12 protein-coding genes are annotated in these 20144 nt (G+C 66.1%); 6 read left to right on the top strand and 6 right to left on the bottom strand.

Features of this window, described 5'->3' with window-relative positions:
- Positions 1-23 precede the first annotated feature (23 nt).
- From bcsP to ACQ4MJ_RS22200, 5 genes are all read left to right on the top strand, one after another.
- On the top strand, positions 24-560 hold the full coding sequence (gene bcsP, locus ACQ4MJ_RS22180; RefSeq protein WP_121508143.1) for a cellulose biosynthesis protein BcsP: 537 nt from the start codon (positions 24-26) through the stop codon (positions 558-560).
- Complete coding sequence (gene bcsQ, locus ACQ4MJ_RS22185; protein ID WP_055400301.1) at positions 557-1339, top strand: cellulose biosynthesis protein BcsQ; 783 nt, start codon at positions 557-559, stop codon at positions 1337-1339. The genes bcsP and bcsQ overlap by 4 nt, the downstream gene beginning before the upstream one ends.
- Complete coding sequence (gene bcsA, locus ACQ4MJ_RS22190; protein ID WP_055400303.1) at positions 1336-3522, top strand: UDP-forming cellulose synthase catalytic subunit; 2187 nt, start codon at positions 1336-1338, stop codon at positions 3520-3522. The genes bcsQ and bcsA overlap by 4 nt, the downstream gene beginning before the upstream one ends.
- A gap of 30 nt (positions 3523-3552) precedes the next feature.
- Positions 3553-5877: a cellulose biosynthesis cyclic di-GMP-binding regulatory protein BcsB gene (gene bcsB / locus ACQ4MJ_RS22195; RefSeq protein ID WP_431151248.1), complete on the top strand. Its 2325-nt coding sequence runs from the start codon at positions 3553-3555 to the stop codon at positions 5875-5877.
- 90 nt (positions 5878-5967) lie between these two features.
- Positions 5968-10287: a cellulose synthase subunit BcsC-related outer membrane protein gene (locus tag ACQ4MJ_RS22200; RefSeq protein ID WP_431151247.1), complete on the top strand. Its 4320-nt coding sequence runs from the start codon at positions 5968-5970 to the stop codon at positions 10285-10287.
- Positions 10288-10525: 238 nt separating this feature from the next.
- Here ACQ4MJ_RS22200 and ACQ4MJ_RS22205 read toward each other — a convergent pair whose 3' ends face one another.
- The 6 genes from ACQ4MJ_RS22205 to cysC all read right to left on the bottom strand — a co-directional run bounded on the left by ACQ4MJ_RS22205 (position 10526) and on the right by cysC (position 16936).
- Entirely contained in the window at positions 10526-12166 is a 1641-nt protein-coding gene (locus ACQ4MJ_RS22205; protein WP_228897149.1) for a hypothetical protein, read from the bottom strand.
- Positions 12167-12588: 422 nt separating this feature from the next.
- Positions 12589-13302, bottom strand: a complete 714-nt coding sequence (locus tag ACQ4MJ_RS22210) for a Bax inhibitor-1/YccA family protein (RefSeq protein ID WP_121421645.1) — start codon at positions 13300-13302, stop codon at positions 12589-12591.
- Between the two features lie 86 nt (positions 13303-13388).
- On the bottom strand, positions 13389-13964 hold the full coding sequence (locus tag ACQ4MJ_RS22215; protein WP_431151245.1) for a hypothetical protein: 576 nt from the start codon (positions 13962-13964) through the stop codon (positions 13389-13391).
- 314 nt (positions 13965-14278) lie between these two features.
- Entirely contained in the window at positions 14279-14839 is a 561-nt protein-coding gene (gene ssb / locus ACQ4MJ_RS22220; RefSeq protein WP_055400317.1) for a single-stranded DNA-binding protein, read from the bottom strand.
- A 128-nt stretch (positions 14840-14967) separates the two neighbouring features.
- Positions 14968-16146: an MFS transporter gene (locus tag ACQ4MJ_RS22225; RefSeq protein WP_431153153.1), complete on the bottom strand. Its 1179-nt coding sequence runs from the start codon at positions 16144-16146 to the stop codon at positions 14968-14970.
- A 193-nt stretch (positions 16147-16339) separates the two neighbouring features.
- Positions 16340-16936 (bottom strand): adenylyl-sulfate kinase, encoded by a 597-nt coding sequence (gene cysC, locus ACQ4MJ_RS22230; protein ID WP_055400369.1) that lies wholly within the window; start codon positions 16934-16936, stop codon positions 16340-16342.
- A gap of 113 nt (positions 16937-17049) precedes the next feature.
- Here cysC and uvrA point away from each other — a divergent pair, with 113 nt between their 5' ends.
- Entirely contained in the window at positions 17050-20106 is a 3057-nt protein-coding gene (uvrA, locus tag ACQ4MJ_RS22235) for an excinuclease ABC subunit UvrA (RefSeq protein WP_431151244.1), read from the top strand.
- Positions 20107-20144: the final 38 nt, after the last annotated feature.

Here is a 20144-nt window from a genome sequence, read left to right on the forward strand (position 1 = left end):
TGTTGCGGCATTGGCGGTGACCCATGAAACACTCAGACGACATCGTGAACCTCTTTCAGCAGTTTGGGGCCAAGGCAGACCCCTACCATGAGCTGGCCCGCAAGCAGGAGCACCAACTCTCCAACGAGCGCTGGCCCCTTGTCTCCGCCGTGCGCAATGCCGTGGCCGATGATGTGCCCTCGGTAGACCGAAGCGCCGGTACCGCTGCGGCGCCGCTTCCCCAGCAGGCTCAGGCTTCCGTTTCGGCGCGACCAGAGCCCGTTGTGGCAGTGCAGCGCACTGCACCCGTCGCCGCCGAGTTGCCCCGCCCGGTGGCCGCGCCCGCAGCAGTAGCGGCAGACCGTCTGCCGCCAGCGGCTGCGCTGGCCTCGCGTTCCCCCCTGGCGGGTCTTGCGGGCCTGCGTGGACAGGCTGCGCCGACTGTTGCTGAAGAGCAGGCCGTGCACCAGGAGTCCTTGCCGGTGGACCTCCCATCGGTTTTTGCGCGTCTGGCGGGTGCTCCCGTGGCCGCCGGCGCTGCGCCAGCGCCCGCCTGGCAGCCTCGCAAGGGCCACCTATGAAAGTGATTGCCATCGTTTCTGCCAAAGGTGGCGTGGGCAAGACGACCCTGACTGCCAACCTGGCCACCGCACTGCAGCGCGAAGGTGTTGCGACGTTGCTGGTGGTGGACATGGACCCCCAGAATGCGCTGGGCTTGCATTTCGGCGCCGATCCCCGTTCTCTGGCCGGCGTATCCCGCGCCAGCCTGGCAGGCGAAGACTGGGGCTCGGTCTGCGTGCAAAGCCCATCGGGTGTGCATGTGCTGCCCTATGGCGTGGTGAACGAGTCTGACCGCGTGGCTTTCGAGCGGCACCTGGACGCACACCCGAACTGGCTGGAGCAGCAATTGCAGGGCCTGGAACTGCCGGAGGATGCCGTGGTGCTGATCGACACGCCGCCGGGTCCTTCTGTTTATATGCAGCAGGCGCTGTCGGCGGCCCAGGTGGTGGTGGTGGTCAGCCTGCCCGATGCGGCATCTTATGCGGCGCTGGCCCTAATGCAGCGGCTGGTGCACACCTATTGCACACCGCGCCCTGATTTTTCCGAAACGCTGTACGTGCTCAATCAGGTGGACGGCGCGCGCCAGTTGTCCAAAGACATCACGCGTGTGATGCAGGACAACCTGGGTGAGCGTCTGGTGGGCGTGGTCCATGAAGACCAGGCGGTGCGCGAGGCGCTCGCCTACGACCAGAGCGTGCTGGAGTATGACCCCCAAGGCCAGGCGGCCGATGACCTGCGCAAGTGCGCGCGCGTCCTTGCGCAGCGCCTGCGACTGCCACTGGCTGGAGCCGCGCAATGAGTATCGACCAACGCCCGCAGGCCGACGAGGTAGCTGACGCCGATTCCCACAGTCCCCAGGCACACTGGCGCACCGTGGTGCATGCCATCACCGGGTGGGATCTGTGGCAGCACCCCGTAGCGCGTGTCGCGGCTGTGGTGTTCAGTGCCTTGCTGATGGGGTTGGTCATCAGCGTACCGCTGGATCTCCAGGGGCAGATTCTCTTTTCGGTGGGTTCGTTTGGTGCGGCCTTGCTGCTGAGCAGGACCCCCGGCCGCCTGTCCACGCTGGCAATGATCGTGCTGTCGATCTCGGCCTCGTCGCGTTACATCTACTGGCGTTTTACCGACACCATCGGCTTTACCAACTGGCTGGATGCGGCATTCGGCTATGGCCTGGTGCTGGCAGAGCTGTATGCCTTTGCGGTGCTGCTCATTGGCTACTTCCAGACGGCGTGGCCCCTGCAGCGCCGCCCGGTTCCCATGCCCCAGGACATCAGCACCTGGCCCAGCGTGGATGTGTTCATTCCGACCTACAACGAGCCGCTTGAAGTGGTGCGCCAGACGGTGTTCTCGGCCATGAGCCTGGACTGGCCCGCCGATCGCCTGCACGTGTATGTGCTCGACGACGGCCGCCGTCCCGAGTTCCGTGAGTTCTGCGAAGAGCTGGGCGTGGGCTACCTGATCCGCGACAACAACCACCACGCCAAGGCGGGCAACATCAACGCGGCGCTCAAAGTCACGAGTTCCGAATACATCGCCATCTTTGACTGCGACCACATCCCCACGCGTTCCTTCCTGCAGGTCTGCATGGGCTGGTTCTTCAAGGACACCAACCTGGTCATGCTGCAGACGCCGCACGTGTTCTTCTCACCCGATCCGTTTGAGCGCAACCTGGACACGTTCCACCGGATGCCCAACGAGGGCGAGTTGTTCTACGGCATCGTCCAGGACGGCAACGACCTCTGGAACGCGTCGTTCTTCTGCGGTTCTTGCGCCATCATCCGCCGCAAGGAGTTGCTGGAAGTGGGTGGCATTGCGGTAGAAACCGTGACCGAGGACGCCCACACGGCGCTCAAGCTCAGCCGCCTGGGCTACAACACGGCTTACCTCGAAGTGCCTCAGGCTGCGGGCCTGGCCACCGAGAGCCTTTCCGGCCACGTAGGCCAGCGCATTCGCTGGGCGCGGGGCATGGCGCAGATCGCGCGCACCGACAACCCGCTCTTTGGCAAGGGTCTCAAGTTCGGCCAGCGGCTGTGCTACCTGAATGCGATGCTGCATTTCTTCTACGGACTGCCGCGCCTGGTGTTTCTGACTGCACCGCTGGCCTACCTGTTCTTCGGGGCCCACGTGTTCCAGGCCACGGCGCTGATGATCACCGCCTATGCGCTGCCCCACCTGGCCCACGCCAGCGTGACCAACTCCCGCATCCAGGGGCGCTTTCGCCACTCGTTCTGGAATGAGGTGTACGAGTCAGTGCTGGCCTGGTACATCATGCGCCCGGTGATCGTTGCCTTCATCAACCCCAAGCTGGGCAAGTTCAACGTGACGGCCAAGGGGGGCGTGATCGAGAAAGCCTATTTCGACTGGACCATTGCACGGCCTTATGTGGTGCTGTTGGTGATCAATCTGGTGGGTTTTGCGGTGGGGATCTGGAAGCTGTTCTCCTCCGCAGGCGACGAAACCACCACGCTGGTCATCAACATGGTCTGGACCACCTACAACGTCATCCTGCTGGGCGCCAGTGTGGCGGTGGCCAGCGAGACGCGCCAGATCCGTGGCACACCGCGCGTGGCGGCTGCCCTGCCCGCTGTCATCCGCTTTGATAACGGCCGCACGCTGGTTTGCAAGACCGAAGATTTCTCGCAGCACGGGCTGGGCCTGTCCGTTCCGGCGGACAGCGACATTCCCATGGGCAGCCGCCTTTCCGTGTCGCTGTTCAGGTCCGACGAAGAAGGTGTTTTTCCGGCCGTTGTCACGTTCAGTGGCAAGGGGCGTCTGGGCGTGAAGTTCGACAACCTCAGTCTGCGCCAGCAGGCCGAACTGGCATCGCTGACCTTTGCACGGGCGGATGCCTGGATTGCCACTTGGGGCACGGGCCAGCGCGACAAGCCGCTGCGCTCGCTCTGGAGCGTGATTGCGATTGGAGTGCGCGGCATGGGACAACTGACCGTCTCCGCCGTCAAGTCCCTCAAGCCCCGTTAAGCCTTTCCCTGTTTCCAAAGACTCGACACCATGATTCCCAAAAGACATCCGACAGCGCGGCTGCCGCGCAAGCGCATGCTGCCTGCCATGCTGGCCTTGGTACTGACAGGGACGGCCGTGCCCGTATCCCAACTTGCTGCGGCCCCTGCACCAGCGGGCTTGGCTGGGGCGGAAATGCTGGCTGCGGCGCAACCGACCGAGAGTGGAGTGCGTGTACACCGCACCAGTTTCAAGGACCTGGGGGCCCTGTTTCCGCTGCAATTGCGGGGTGTGGACGGCACGAGCGGTGTGGCGTTCAGCGTGCGCAACGACGAAGTGGTCACAGGCGCGCGACTGAAGCTGAACTACTCCTACTCGCCCGCCCTGCTCCCCAACCTGTCCCATATCAAGGTGCTGGTGAACGAGCAGGTGGCCGCCACCATTCCGGTGACCACGCAGCAGGCGGGCGAAAACCTGCAGCGCGAGATCGTCATCCCGCCGCGCCTCATCACCGAGTTCAACCGGCTCAACCTGCAGCTGATCGGCCACTACACGATGGAGTGCGAAGACCCGCTGCACTCCAGCCTGTGGGCCAACGTCGGCAACGACAGCGTGCTGGAACTGACGGTGGCGCCCGTGGCCCAGACGAACGATCTGGCGCTGCTGCCGCAGCCTTTCTTTGATCGCCGGGATGTGCGCCCGCTGGAGCTGCCGATGGTGTTCGGCGCAGTGCCCAACACGGGCACCTTGCAGGCCGCAGGTACGATGTCGTCCTGGTTTGGCGCGCTGGCGGGTTTCCGGGGAGCGAGGTTCCCGTCACTGGTGGGCGAACTCCCCGCGCGCGGCAACGCGGTGGTGATGATCGCGGGCAAGGCGCAAGCGCCCGCCGGGCTGAGCCTGCCAGACATCCAGGGCCCCACCGTGGCCGTGGTGAGCCACCCGGCAGACCGCCATGGCAAGCTGCTGCTGGTCATGGGGCGGGACGAAGCCGAGCTTGGCGTTGCCGCCAAGGCACTGGCCATCGGTTCCTCGGCCCTGTCCGGCCCGCTGGCACGGATCACCGAGGTCACGGAACTCAAGCCCCGCAAGCCGTACGACGCGCCCAACTGGCTTTCCAATGACCGGCCCGTGAAATTTGGTGAACTGGTCGAGGCCGATGCGCTCAACGTGTCCGGCTACTCGCCAGACCTGATCCGCCTGAACTTCTTCCTGCCGCCCGACCTGTTCGCATGGCGCCAGAAGGGCATCCCGGTGGACCTGCGGTATCGCTATACCCCGCGCCCGAACCCGGACAAGTCCACCCTCAACATCAATGTGAACCAGCAGTTCCTGCGTTCGTTGCCCCTGCACGCAGTGAATCATGAAGAACCCGGCGCTCTGGACCGCCTGCTGACCAAGGTGGTGCCCAAGGGCGAGATGGCGCCGGAGCGCGAGACGTTCCACATCCCGCTGTTCAAGCTGCCGGCCCAGTCGCAGCTGCAGATGCATTACTACTACGACGTGGTCAAGCAGGGCGCCTGCAAGGACGTACCACTCGACAACGTCCGGGGCTCTGTCGAGGCCGACTCGACCATCGACATCTCCGGTTTTCCGCATTTCATCGCCATGCCGGATCTGGCGGCCTTTGGCAATGCAGGGTTCCCGTTCACACGCATGGCAGACCTTTCTGAATCTGCGGTGGTGATGCCGGACAAGCCGGGTGCGCAGGAGTACGCGGCCTATCTGGGCCTGATGGGTGTCATGGGGCGCGTCACGGGATACCCTGCCCTGGGCGTGACCGTGGCGCAGGCCCAGCAGGTGGAGCGGCTTGCCGACAAGGACCTGCTGGTCATTGCCTCCGGCGGCAACCAGCCCCTGCTCAAGCAATGGGCCAGTTCCATTCCGGCCCTCCTGCAGGGCGAAACCAAGAGTTTCCAGATGTCGGATTTTGCCAACCGCCTGCTGCGCTGGTGGGGCTTTGGCGAGGACTCCAGCGTGCACGCACGGCGCAGCCAGGTTGCGTTTTCCAGCGACAGCACCGATGCTCTGGTGGCAGGTTTTGAATCGCCTTTGCGCGGTGGCCGCAGTGTGGTGCTGGTTGCCAGCAATCAGCCTGCAGGTCTGTCGCAAGTGATGGATGCACTGCTGGATGCCGAAATGCTCAAACACGTGCAGGGCAGCACCACGGTCATCCGGGGCAAGCAGGTGGACAGCCTGGTGGCCGAGAAAAACTACCATGTGGGTCAGTTGGGCCCCTTGCTGTATACCCAGTGGTTTCTTTCGCGCAATCCGCTGTTGCTGATTGTCCTGGGCGTGTCGGCGGCGGTGCTGATAGCGATCATCATGTACCTGTCGCTGAGAGCGCGCGCACGGGCCCGGCTGAAGCAAAAAGGCTGAGGCGGTGCAAAGCACGCCCGGCTGTTTCTGAATCACGCAACACATTCCCGGCACCTCGGTGGCCGGGAGCCTCGCAGGGAGAAGGAAGGCATGTCCTCCAAACGTCGTCGTCATCAAACACTTGCCATGGGGCTGCTGGCCTCGCTGATGGCCCCCGTTGCCTGGGCGCAGACCGGGGCCGAGCAGACCCTGCTGGACCAGGGGCAGTATTGGCAGGAGCGCGGCGACACGGAACGCGCGGGTGAAGCATGGCAGAAGCTGTTGCGCATCAACCCCCAGAACGCCCAGGCCCTCTATGGGATGGCGTTGGTGGAGCTCAACGCCCGCCGCCCCGAGGGCGCCCAGCGCTACCTGAACCAGTTGCAGGCAGCCCATCCGCGCAGCCCGCTGGTCAGCCGGTTGCAGGAATCCATCCGCACGGGCCGCAGCGCACCCCAGATCGAAACTGCGCGCCAGCAGGCCCGCAGCGGGCAGGCCAGCCAGGCCTTGAGCACCTACCAGGCGGCACTGGGAGACCGCGCTCCCACCGGCCCCCTGGCGCTGGAGTACTACCAGACGCTGGGCGCCACAGCAGGCGGCTGGGACGAGGCCCGCCGGGGTCTGAACCGCCTGGCGCAGGAATCGCCCGAAGACCCGCAGATTGCGCTGGCCCTGGCGCAACACCTGACCTACCGCGAATCCACGCGCCGCGAAGGCATATCCCAGCTGGCGCGGCTGGCCGGGCGCCCCGATGTGGGCAAGGCGGCGACGGAAAGCTGGCGCAAGGCGCTGGCCTGGACGGGCAATCGCTCGGCCGACATCCCGCTGTACCAGGAATTCCTGCGCGCCAATCCCGGAGACACGGCCGTGCAGACGCGACTGGTGCAAGCCCAGAACCTGCAAAAACAGTCCCAGGCAGCTTCCGTCCGGACGGCCGACCCCCTGCGCCAGCGGACGACAGCAGGGTTCCAGGCCCTGGACGATGGCGAGCTGGATGCTGCAGAGGCCGCATTTCTGAACGTGCTCGAATCCCGTCCCACCGACGGCGATGCGCTGGGTGGCCTGGGCATTCTGCGTTTGCGCCAGGAACGGTTTGCCGACGCGCGCGGGCTGCTGGAGCGGGCCTCGCGTGCGGGCTCGGCCAGCCGCTGGAAACAGGCGCTCGACAGCGCCACCTACTGGAGCCTGGTCGAGCAGGCCACCTCCGAACGCGAACGCGGCGAGACAGCGGCAGCGCGGCGTTCGCTGGAGCAGGCTGTGCGGCTGAATCCGGCCGAAGTCACGGCCGAAACCGACCTGGCAGACCTGTTGGTCGAAGATGGCCAGTACGACGCCGCCGAGGCGGCCTACCGCCGTGTGCTCGCGCGCCAGGCCGACAACCCCGACGCGGTGCGGGGACTCGTGGGCGTGCTGGCGCAGAACAACAAGGCGGCCGAAGCCCTGGCGCTGGTGGAGAAGCTGTCACCCTCGCAGCAAGAAAAGGTGGGAGCCCTGGGGCGCCTGCGTGCTGCGCAGGCATTGGGCCAGGCCCGCGCAGCGACGGAGCGTGGCGATAGCGCCGCCGCCCGCGCAGCGCTGGAAGATGCCCTGCTGAACGATCCGGCCAGCCCCTGGGTGCGGCTGGACCTTGCCCGCCTGTACCTGCGCATGGGCGCGGTGGCCGAGGCGCGGGGCGTGATGGACGGACTGCTGCTGTCCAACCCCAACATGCCCGAGGCCCTGTATGCCAGCGCCCTGCTCGCCTCGGAAGCCGGCGACTGGCCCAACGCCCTGGCCCTGCTGGACCGCGTTCCAGAAAAGCACCGCACCCGTGACATCGCCGCGCTGCAAAAGCGGGTGTGGGTGCATGTGCAGGCATCGGCTGCGTCGGCGTTGGCGGCCGAAGGTCGCCAGACGGAAGCCCTGGCCACCCTGGCCCAGGCCGAGTCCTTTGCCACCCAAGACCCCGAATTGCTGGGCGCCATGGCCTTGGCCTACGCGGACGCTGGCGATCCGCAGCGCGCACTCGGCATGGTGCGCCAGGTGCTGGCGCGCACCCCCCGGCCCGATGTCGGCCTGCGCCTGCAGTACGCAGCCACCTTGCTCAAGACCCAGCAGGATGTGGAACTGGCGGGCATCCTGCGGCAGCTGCAGACGGCCCCGATGAATGACCGCGAGCGCAAGAGTTTCAGCGACATCCGCCGCGCCTACATCGTGCGCCAGGCCGATGGCCTGCGCGAGGCGGGCGACCTGGTCGCGGCCTACGACACGCTCGTTCCCTTGCTGGCCGAGCAGCCCGACGAGCCCCTGGCCATGGCGGCACTGGCCCGCATGTACGCGGCCAACAACGACTATGCCCAGGCGCAGGCGCTGTATGCGCGGCTGCTGGAAAAGTCTCCCAATGACGTGCCCCTCATCCTGCAGACCGCAGCCATGGCCACGGGCGCCAAGGACTATGGCTATGCGGAGTCGCTGCTGTCCGTGGCGCTGGCGCGCGCGCCGCGTGATCCCGAAGTGCTGACGGCCGCTGGTCGGTTGTACCGGGCGCAGGGCAAGAATTCCAAGGCCACCGAGTTCTTCACGGCTGCCGTTGCTGCCGAAAACGCGCAGCGCGATGCCGTGCTGGCCGCCAGTGGCGTGGCGGCGGGGCCTGCACGTTCGGGCAATCCATTTGCCCAGCGCGCGGCATTGCAGCAGCGTGCCGGGGGCGGCCTGTCAGTGCCTGGTGCCGCAGCCGTCGCACGGTCGCCGGTGGGCTACACCCCCCAGCAGTACGCGGCCCAGCCAGTAGCGCGCAGCAACAACGCACCTGCAGGCCTCTACATTCCCGACCCGGCCGGTGCAAGCCGCTTTGGCACGGCACCGCAGGCCTATGCGCAGGCCGCTCCCATGACGCCCGCCAGTTACTACCCCGAGGCGTCCAGCCCGGTGGCGGCGGCTGACACGGCGGCTTCGACGAGCGCTGCGCGGCGCAACGCTGCGGCACTGCCTTCTTCGACCCCACGGTCGGCGGGGGCCTCTGCGGCGGCGCCGGCCATGGCACCTGTGTACGTGCCGCCTGCACAACCCATGCAGCCGATGGGCGCTCCGGCCCCGGCTGCGGCGGGCTACTACACGCCTGCACAGGCCTACGGTGGTGGGTATGCGGGCGGCGCCCAGTCCTTGCCTGCGCAACGCGCAATGCCTGCTCCTGCAGCACCTTCTGCCTGGTCCACGGCGGGGCTGGGCAACGTGCCCGACCCCACGCGGCCCCGCACGGCCCGCGACGAGCTGCGGGAAGTGCAGCAAAGCCAGATTTCTTCGTTCTCCGTGGGCGCAGTTGCGCGCGCACGGCAGGGCGAGGCGGGCATGAGCCAGCTTTCCGAGATCGAAGCGCCCGTGCAGCTCAAGATGAGCGTGGGTGACGGTCACCTTCTGCTGGGCGTAACGCCCACGGGCGCCAGCGCAGGTTCGCCCGGCTCTCCCTACGGCACCATCAGCCGCTTTGGTGGTGGCCCGGTCACGGCCCTGGCCATGCCCGAACGCGGTGCTGGCTCGCAAAGCGACAGCGGCGTCGGCCTGAGCGTAGGCTATGAAAGCGGAGGCTTCCGGGCAGACATCGGCAGCACGCCGCTGGGCTTCGGCCAGTCCGATGTGACGGCAGGCGCGAGATACCGCACAGCCCTCACCGACGACCTGACCGTGGCCGTGGACCTCTCGCGCCGCCCGGTGACCGACAGCCTGCTGTCGTTTGCCGGTGTCCGTGATGCCCGGACCGGCGACCGCTGGGGCGGCGTGTCCGCTTCGGGGGGCCGCGTTGATCTGACCTGGGACGATGGTGAACTGGGGATCTATGGGTACGGTTCGCTGCATGGCCTGACCGGTACCCGCGTGCGCAGCAATGCGCGGGCCGAGCTGGGTGGCGGGATGTACTGGCATGTGCACCGCACATCGAACGCCGACCTCACGGCGGGCCTGAGCTTTACGGGGCTGTCGTACCAGCGCAACCTGCGCTACTTCACGGTGGGCCACGGTGGCTATTTCAGTCCCCAGCAGTTCGTGTCATTTGGCATTCCGGTCGAATGGGCGCAGCGCAATGGCCGCCTGTCCTTCCAGCTCAAGGGCTCGGTGGGCGTGCAGTATTTCAAGGAAGATGCGGCGCCGTATTTCCCCAACAGCCCATCGCGGCAGGTATCGGCCGTCCAGGCTGCGGCCGACGCGCTGGCCTTTGGCGAAACGGGCGCCACGGCCATCTACCCCGGCCAGTCCCGCACGGGCCTGGGCTACAACCTGGGTGCAGCCATGGAATACCAGATGCATCCGCAGGTGTTCGTGGGTGGACACCTGTCGCTCAACAACGCACGCAATTACCGCGAGTTCGCGGGCGGCCTGTATGTGCGCTATGCCTTCCAGCCCTACAACGGCCTGCAGGCGTTTCCGGTCAACCCGCTGCGGTCACCGTACAGCTACTGAACTTTTCCAGGGCGCTCACCCGCTCTCTGCAAGCCACAAAAAGGCCCGTCGCACTTCACGTGCGACGGGCCTCTTTTATGGGCAACCCGCTTGTGGCGGGAGCACTGTCTGCGTGCCACATGGCGCTTGCGCGGGGTGAAGGCGCTGTAAGCCCAGGCCAATGGGCCGATCACGGGGGCACCGCAGTGATTGCCCGGTTGCAGCACCCCCCGCCTAGCGCGAGGGGTGCTCCCTGCCGTTACGGCGTGGTCTGCTTGGCACCCACAAACACGGTGTGGGCACGTGTGCCAGCCACGGACAACCCGGCAGTCAGAATGCGCAGGCCAATGACCTTGCCATTCGCATCGAACTGTGCCGATGCCGAGCCGGACTGCGGCGGGCCTGAGGACAGGCCGCAGGTGATGGGTGCGTTGGGGCTGTTGAGGTAGCCGAATGCCTCGACGCGGTACAGGTTCAGACCACTGCCCAGTTCGCCCAGGAGCTTGCCCGCCACTTCACAGCCGCTGGTGGTCAGGCCCGTGATGGCGCCATCGGCAAACACCGTCAGCGTTGTGGTGTCGCCACCAAAACCCGTGCCAGCCATCTTGTAGGTACCAACGATCAGAGCCGCGTTGGGCACCTTGCCGGAGGGCAGGGCGTACAGCGGGTCGGGCGTCACGCTGAAGCGGGTGGGGAAACCGCCTGGCTGCGTTGGGTAGCTGAAGCTGCCGCTGAACAGGCCGGCGGTGCTGGTGCCATCGCCACTTTGGAGCGTGCCGTCGATCAGCACGGACTCGTTGTACGCGCCCGTATTGGCCAGCAGGCGATTGAAGAACACGCCGTCGTTGGCCGTCACAAAACGGTTGTTCGTGACGTTGTTCTCGTAGCGGATAAGGCGGCCATACAGCGCGTTGTGGTCCAGGCTGCTGTTGGTGTAGAAGAACAGGCCACCGTCCGGCAGCACGCTGCCCCAGACGGTCGTATCGCCAATCACGCCTGCAGGCAGCGTGAAGGAGCCCTGCCAGTTGCCTGCCACCGACAACGGCGTGGTGGAAGGCGGTACTGTGGTGCGGGGGTCGGCAATGCCGTTGAGGGTGAAGGTGTTGTTCGGGCCCGTCGCATTGCGCGTGAACACCCAGATGCCGTTGGGCACCCCTGCCGCATCAAACCGCAGCACGGCGATGCCGGATTGCTGCGTGCCGCTGGCCTCGCAGGAGGTGGTGTCGCCCGACAGATTGAGCGTCATCGAATACAGCGGGGAGTCTGCGGCGCGTGGCGTGGCCGTGCCCGTGACCAGGCAGCCGCCGATGCGGCCCGAGAGCTGGCCCTGTGGGGTGACGGTGAGTACCCATCCACCGCCAAACAGGCCGGTACCCCGGTAGGTGCCCTCGACCAGGCTCGCGCGTGCGGGGTGGAAGTTCAGGCTGCTGTACGAGAGCTTGATCGGCACCACCGCGCCAGACGCAGCCGCCGTCTGCACCGGGTCGGAGTAATTGCCGCTGATGCCGTCGGTGCGGCCGATCTTGCCGCTGTTCGATGCCGTGCCACGCAGCGTCAGGCCCGTGGCAAATTTGCCGTCCTGGACCGAGTAGTACGTGACGCCAGTGGCCAGCACTGCCGTGACGTTGACATTCAGGCGCCCGTAAAACGCATCAAAGCCCGCTGCGCCCGGGGCCTCACGTGCCATGTAGAACTCGCCCCCGGTGCCCAGCGGGCCGGGATCGATGTAGCCCACCACCTGCCGCTGCGCAGCGCCGGTACCCACCGTGCCCTCCCACACGCCGCCGGGGTATTGCTGTACGCCAGGGGCGGGGCCCACGTCTTCGCCGTCGGACGAGCCGCCGCCGCAACTGGCGAGCAAGGCCGCACAGGTCAAGGATAGCCAGAAGTATTTGCGCATGATGGACAGAAAGAGGATCAGTAGGTAATGGGGATTCGTCGAGATGCCGCCGTGGCGCGCGAGGCGTTATCGACGGGCCAGCGAGCGCGCACAGGTGCATGCTGGCTGTCTTGCTGTTTCTAATTGTGCCAGCAGCGGGCGCAAGGGACGACAGGAAAATGGCATGCCAGAGTTGGGCGGCGGGCTGTGGGGCTGCGGTGCGCCCACGGGGAATGCGACCTCGGATGTCGGCTGGGCCACGCGTGTCAGGTGCACCTTAATGCACTTACGATGAATTGCTATCAATAATATAGCTATTCCCGCTTGTTCATCAAGCGCTAGAGCCTGTTTTTTTCTTGGATTTCAGCCTGCTGCAAAGAAAAGGGCCGACCCCTTTGCAGGAGCCGGCCCTTGCCACCGCGCGGGGCTTCGAGGATGGCGGCTCAGTCGTCGTTGGTCGCCAGGCTGATCAGGATGCGCAGCACGTACCAGAGCATCAGCGCGATCGATGCAAACAGGTGCAGCGCAGCGCCCGCAGGGCGGTCGGCGGGGTAGTCGTGGATGATGCGCGAGGTGTCGTACAGCACGCAGGCGCCGGCAAACAGCACCATGATCCCCGAGAACCAGATGCCCAGCTTGAAGCCAAAGATGGCGCCGGCAATGATGGTGCCCAGGGCCACCAGGCCACCCACCTTCAGGATGCCCCCAAGGAACGAGAAGTTGGTCTTGGTGGTGAACGCCGTCCAGGTGAGCGCGCCCACCAGCAGCAGCGTGATGAAGGCCGCAGCGCCAATGGCACCGGGGGCCACGATCTGGGCGATGCCGAACATCGGCGCGAAGATCAGGCCTTCGGCCAGCACATACAGGCCCAGGCCCATCAGCTGTGTTTGCGGGCTCTCTGCGTTGTCGGCCATGTACGAGGCCAGCCAGCCCACCAGCATGAACGCGCCCATGACGCCCAGCCACAGGAACTTGTTGCCGCTGGCCAGCAGCATCTTGGCCGCTGTGCCGGAAAATCCGGTCGCCATCAGGACGGCGGAAAGCACCACGAAGGCCAGCATGGCCACACCGAGGTGCTTGTAGGTAGCAACGATGAAATCGCGCCGTTCAAACGGTGCGCCTTCCGGCGTCGAAGGGGTCAGGACATTGGGATTCATGGCGTATTCCTCGCTCTGTGTGTTGGTTGTGAAATCACGGGAGGGGCGCACCAGGCGCCTCCTCCCTCCCTCTCTGTGAAAATTTCTCAGGCCGCGCTGAGCTGCTGGCTGGAGTCCGCTGCACGCAGCCTGCGGTTGGACCACACACCGGCGGCGCCGATCAGCGTCAGCAGGATCGCGAAGATCCAGGTGCCAGCGCCGCTGAAGGACCGGGCGGAGGACGCTGCCTCGGCCTGCAGGCGCTGCCTGGTGGTCTCATAGCTGATCACGGGCTTGCCATCGACCGCCACTTCGTACACCAGGTCGTTGTCGCTCTTGTCCACCAAAGCGGTGATCTTTTCGTCGATCAGGTTGCCAACCAGTTCCTGGGGTGTGCTGTAGTCGATGCGCAGCTTGCGGGCCTCGGCGCCTGCGCCATCGGGCTGGACGCTGATTTCGTAGAACTGCTTGGTAGCGCGGCGCTTGCGCTTGACGGTGACCTCCGAAGCCTGCGTCACCGTGCCTGTCACGGTCTGCAGGCTTTCCCGCGCTGCGTAGGCATGGTCGCCATCGGCCTTCCAGCCGCTGTACAGCGACAGGCCGATCAGGCCGGGCCCGGCCAGTAGCAGCAGCCACGCGTAACCGGTGATGAAAATCAAAATCTTGCGAACAAAGCCTGGCATGGCTATCCCTCTCTTGTGCTGTTGAATGTTGTTGTGACTAACCAGAATTTGCTGGCGGCACCGCAGGCCAGCCGCCAACAAGCGCCCGATGATCTTCGAGTTGGGCGCAACCGGTGTAAGAAAGTGTTGGCGCCGTTGTCCCCGTGCCGCACTGGACAAACTGAGGGGGTGGTGAGGGCGCTGGCCGTTGTAGAAGAAGCGCCGCGTGCCGTTGCCTCAGCATCTCAGCGCTTCTTGACCATCATGCGGGCGCAAAAAAAGGCCCGCAGCGTCTGTGCTGCGGGCCTTTTTGCAAAAGCTGGAAAGCGCGGCTTTTAGAAGGGGATGTCGTCATCCATGTCGTCAAACCCCGAAGCTGCGCGGGGTGGCTGTGCCACGGGCGCAGGCGCAGGGCGCTGGGCAGGGGCCGCCATGGGGCGTGGTGGGGGCGCGGCGCGGCGGGGGGCCTGGTCGTAGCCGCCGCCCTGGTCGCCACCGCCGTAGCCGCCATCGTCGTATCCGCCGCCTTGCTGGCCACCACCCTGGCCGCCGCCCATGCCCTGGCGGCTGCCCAGCATCTGCATCTGGTCAGCACGGATTTCGGTGCTGTACTTTTCCACGCCGCTCTGGTCGGTCCACTTGCGGGTGCGCAGGCTGCCTTCCACGTACACCTGCGAGCCCTTGCGCAGGTACTGGCCAGCGATTTCGGCGAGGCGGCCGTTGAAGACCACGCGGTGCCACTCGGTGGCTTCCTTCATTTCGCCAGACTGCTTGTCCTTCCACTTGTCGGTGGTGGCAATCGTCACGTTGGCCACCTGGTCGCCACTGGGGAAAGTGCGCATTTCAGGGTCGCGGCCCAGGTTGCCGACGATGATGACTTTGTTTACGGATGCCATGGTGCTGTTTTTGCCTTAAAGGGATGAAAGAAGCGCCGGATTTGGAGAAGGATTCCGGGCGCCAAACGCGCCATTGTGCCGCAACCGGCTCGCAATGGAAGCTCTGGCGGCATGGCTCGATCCACCACTCAGTGGCCGCCGCGCCCCACGGGCCGCAGGGGCCAGGTCAGTACCAGCCACAGGGCCGTGAGCACGGTGGTGGCGGCAAACAGGCCGGGCGCTCCGGCCCATTTCACCAGGGCGCCGCCCAGCGCGCCGCCCGCAAACAGGCCCAGCGATTGCAGCGTGTTGTAGCTGCCCAGCGCCGCGCCGCGCAGCTGCGGCGGCGCCATGCGCGACACCAGGCTGGGCTGGCTGGCCTCCAGCGCGTTGAATCCACAGAAAAACACAAACAGCAACGGCCCCAGCACCCACAGTGTGGGTGTGCTGCCGCTGCCCGCCAGCAGGCCCAGGCCTGCCTGCACCAGCAGCACCAGTGCAATGGCACCCAGCAGCGCGGCGCGCAGCCTGCCCGCACGCTCCAGCGCAAACAGCCCGCCCATGGCCGCAAACGAGAGCACCACCGCAGGCAGGTAGACCTGCCAGTGGTGGTCTTTGCTAAGGCCCGCCTGCACCAGCATGGCCGGCACGGCCACCCACATGGACAACTGCACGGTGTGCAGAACGAAAACCCCCAGGTTCAGGCGCAGCAGGTCGGGGTGGGCCCACACCTCGGCCAGGCGGCCCCGGGGCGCATTCTGGTGCTGCGCGGTTTCTGCAGGCACCCACCAAATCACCACCGCCACGCCTGCCAGCGCCAGGGCGCAGGTCAGGCCAAACAGGCCCGCCAGCCCGATGTGGGCCGCCAGCACCGGCGCCGCCACCAGCGCCACCGCAAACATCAGCCCGATGCTGCCACCCACCAGGGCCATGGCCTTGGTGCGTACGGCATCACGCGTCTGGTCAGCCAGCAGGGCGGTGACGGCGGCCGACACGGCACCGGCGCCCTGCAGCGCGCGGCCCACCAGCAAACCCGTGAGCGAATCGGCGAGTGCGGCCAGCAGGCTACCCGCTGCAAACACCAAAAGACCCAGCACGATCACGCGCTTGCGCCCAAACCGGTCGGAGGCCATGCCCAGCGGCAACTGCAGTACCGCCTGTGTCAGGCCGTAGATGCCCATGGCAAGACCGACCAGGGCGGGGTCATCCCCACCGGGGTACTTGCGGGCCTCCAGGGCAAACACGGGCAACACCAGGAACAGGCCCAGCATACGCAGCGCAAAGATCAGCGCCAGGCTGAGGCTGGAGCGGCGCTCCTGCGGGGTCATGGCGTTGCCGGAAGGCGATGGCGACAGGGGCGGCGGGGCAGCGCCCGCAAGTGAAGAAGGAGAATCCGGCACGGTGGTGCCCTATGGGGCAGGTAAAGCAGGGATTTTCGCCCATTGGGCAGGAGTTGTGATTCGCGTGGGCATGTGCGGGGCGTGGCACGGCCAGCAAGGCATGGCTGACCGGCCCAAAGGCTCACAGCAAAGCGCAGATCCGCTGCACGCATTCCTGGGGCGTGAGCTGGGCTGTGGGCAGCACCAGCTCGGCGGCCAGCGGTGGCTCGTAGGGCGAATCAATACCGGTGAACTGGCGCAACTCGCCCGTGCGGGCCTTGCGGTACAGGCCTTTGGGGTCGCGCTCTTCGGCGAGTGCCAGCGGCACATCGACAAACACTTCCAGGAAGTCGCCCGGGGCAAACAGTTCCCGGGCCGCCTGGCGTTCTGCACGAAAGGGCGAAATGAAAGCCACCACCACGATCACGCCCGCGTCCACAAACAGGCGGGCCACTTGTGCGACACGCCGGATGTTCTCTGCCCGGTCCGCGTCCGAAAACCCCAGATCACGGTTCAGCCCCTGGCGGATGTTGTCTCCGTCCAGGATGTAGGTGCGTTTGCCCTGGCGATTCAGTTCCCGCTCCAGCGCATTGGCAATGGTCGATTTGCCCGCACCCGACAGGCCGGTGAGCCAGACCACCCGGCCGGGGTGGCCTCCCAGCTGCTCGCGCTCCGCACGGGTCACGGTCAGCGCCTGGGCATGGACATGGGGGACGTGGGGTGGTGTGGGATCGGTCACTTTGGCGTAGGCAAATGAATATGGCGTGCAATGGTACTGGCATGGCAGCAGCTGCAACACAGGGCATGGGGCTTGACCTATCATGGTCGGTTTCCCTGCTGTTTCCCCACTCCGTGACCGACTCCCATTCCCCCACCGATGCCCAAGCTGCCGACAGCAGCGGTCTTTACCTCGCCCGCGCCCTGCGCGAGCAGCGCATCAGCATCCGGGGGGCGCGCACGCACAACCTCAAGAACATCGACCTCGACATCCCGCGCAACCAGCTCGTGGTGATCACCGGGCTGTCGGGCTCGGGCAAGTCGAGCCTGGCGTTCGACACGCTGTATGCCGAGGGCCAGCGGCGCTATGTGGAGAGCCTGTCGGCCTATGCGCGGCAGTTTCTGGGGCGGCTGGACAAGCCCGATGTCGACCTGATCGAAGGCCTGTCGCCCGCCATCAGCATCGAGCAGAAGGCCACCAGCCACAACCCGCGCTCCACAGTGGGCACGGTGACCGAGATCCACGACTACCTGCGTCTGCTGTACGCCCGCGCTGGCACGCCGTATTGCCCCGACCACAACCTGCCCCTGGCCGCGCAAACGGTGAGCCAGATGGTGGATGCCGTGCTGGCCCTGCCCGAAGACACCAAGCTCATGCTGCTGGCGCCCGTGGCGCGCGAGAAGAAGGGCGAGTTCACCGAGCTGTTCGCACAGATGCAGGCGCTGGGCTACGTCCGCTTTCGGGTGGATGGCCAGATCTACGAGCACGAGAACCTGCCCGCGCTCAAGAAAACCGAGAAGCACAACATCGACGTGGTGATCGACCGCATCAAGGTGCGCGCCGACCTGCAGCAGCGCCTGGCCGAGAGCATCGAGGCGGTGCTGCGCGTGGGCGGGCATGAGGGCAATGGCCGCGTGCTGGCGCTGGAGATGGACACGGGGCAAGAGCACCTGTTCAGCAGCAAGTTCGCCTGCCCCGTCTGCAGCTATTCGCTGCCGGAGCTGGAGCCGCGCCTGTTCTCGTTCAATTCGCCCATGGGCGCGTGCCCCGCGTGTGACGGCATTGGCCAGCGCGATGTGTTCGACCCGGCGCGTGTGGTGGCCTTCCCCACGCTGAGCCTGGCCAGCGGCGCCATCAAGGGCTGGGACCGGCGCAACGGCTACTACTTTGCGATGCTCGAGAGCCTGGCCAAGCACTACGCGTTTGACATCGAGGCGCCGTTTGAATCGCTGCCCGCACCGGTGCAGCACGCCATCCTGCACGGCTCGGGCGAGGAAGAAATCGCCTTCAGCTACATCATGGACAGCGGTGCCTCCAAGGGCAAGGTGTATGCCAAGAAGCACCCGTTCGAGGGCATCATCCCCAACATGTCGCGGCGCTACCGCGAGACCGATTCGGTGGTGGTGCGCGAAGACCTTGCGCGCTTTCGCAGCACCCAGCCCTGCCCCGAATGCCACGGCACTCGCCTGCGCCGCGAAGCCCGCCACGTGCGGCTGGGCGAGGGCGAGCAGGCCCGCGCCATCTTTGAAGTGAGCCACGCCACACTGAACACCGCCCACACCTGGTTCAACGACCTGAAGCTCACGGGCGCCAAGGCCGAGATCGCCGACAAGGTGGTGCGCGAGATCGCCACGCGCCTGCAGTTCCTGAACGACGTGGGCCTGAGCTACCTGAGCCTGGACCGCAGCGCCGAGACCCTCTCCGGGGGCGAGGCGCAGCGCATCCGCCTGGCCTCGCAAATTGGATCGGGCCTGACGGGCGTGATGTATGTGCTGGACGAGCCCAGCATCGGCCTGCACCAGCGCGACAACGACCGCCTGATCGCCACGCTCAAACACCTGCGCGACATCGGCAACAGCGTGATCGTGGTCGAGCACGACGAAGACATGATGCGCGCCGCCGACCATGTGATCGACATGGGCCCCGGCGCGGGTGTGCACGGCGGGCGCGTGATGGCGCAGGGCACGTACGACGAAGTGCGCGGCAACACGCAGTCGCTCACCGGCCAGTACCTGTCGGGCGTGCGCTCGATTGCCGTGCCCCAGCGCCGCACGCCCTGGCTGCCGGTGCTGGAGCAGACTGCTCCCGTGGTCGAGGCCAAGGCCAAGTCGCGCTTTCCGCAAACCGAGGCCAGCAAACGCCGCGCCGAACGCATGGCCGAACACCACGCACGCCAGGGCGCCCTGCAGGCGCTGCGGGTGGCAGGCGCCACGGGCAACAACCTGAAGGGTGTGACGGTGGACTTCCCCGTAGGGCTGCTCACCTGCGTGACGGGCGTGTCGGGCTCGGGCAAAAGCACGCTGGTCAACGACACGCTGTACGCCGCCGTGGCCCGCCAGCTGTACCGCGCGCACGAAGAGCCTGCCGCGCACGACGAGATCGTGGGCATCGAGTACTTTGACAAGGTCATCAACGTCGACCAGAGCCCCATTGGCCGCACGCCGCGCAGCAACCCCGCCACCTACACCGGCCTGTTCACCCCCATCCGCGAGTTGATGGCCGAGGTGAACACCGCCAAGGAGCGTGGCTACGGCCCCGGGCGCTTCAGCTTCAACGTGGCCGGTGGCCGCTGCGAGGCCTGCCAGGGCGACGGCGTGGTGAAGGTGGAGATGCACTTCTTGCCCGACGTGTACGTGCCCTGCGACATCTGCCACGGCCAGCGCTACAACCGCGAGACGCTGGAAGTGCTGTGGAAGGGCAAGAACATCGCGCAGATTCTGGAGTTGACGGTGGAGGACGCTGCGGCCTTCTTCAAGGACGTTCCAACAATAGCGCGCAAGCTGCAGACGCTGCTGGACGTGGGCCTGTCGTACATCCGCCTGGGCCAGGCAGCCACCACGCTCTCGGGCGGCGAGGCGCAGCGCGTGAAGCTGGCGCAGGAGCTTTCCAAGCGCGACACGGGCCGCACGCTCTACATCCTGGACGAGCCCACCACGGGCCTGCACTTTGCCGACATTGACCTGCTGCTCAAGGTGCTGCACCAGCTGCGCGACGCGGGCAACACCATCGTCATCATCGAGCACAACCTCGACGTGATCAAAACCGCCGATTGGCTCATCGACATGGGGCCGGAGGGTGGTGCGGGCGGTGGCACCGTAGTGGGCGTGGGCACGCCCGAGGAGCTGGCGGCCAACCCGGCCAGCCATACGGGGCGGTATCTGGCGCCCTACCTGCAGGCGAAATTTGAATGAAAATGGCTGCTAGCGCTTATCTATAAAGCGCTAGCAGC

Source organism: Acidovorax facilis (assembly GCF_050626955.1).
Classification (GTDB): domain Bacteria; phylum Pseudomonadota; class Gammaproteobacteria; order Burkholderiales; family Burkholderiaceae_C; genus Acidovorax; species Acidovorax facilis.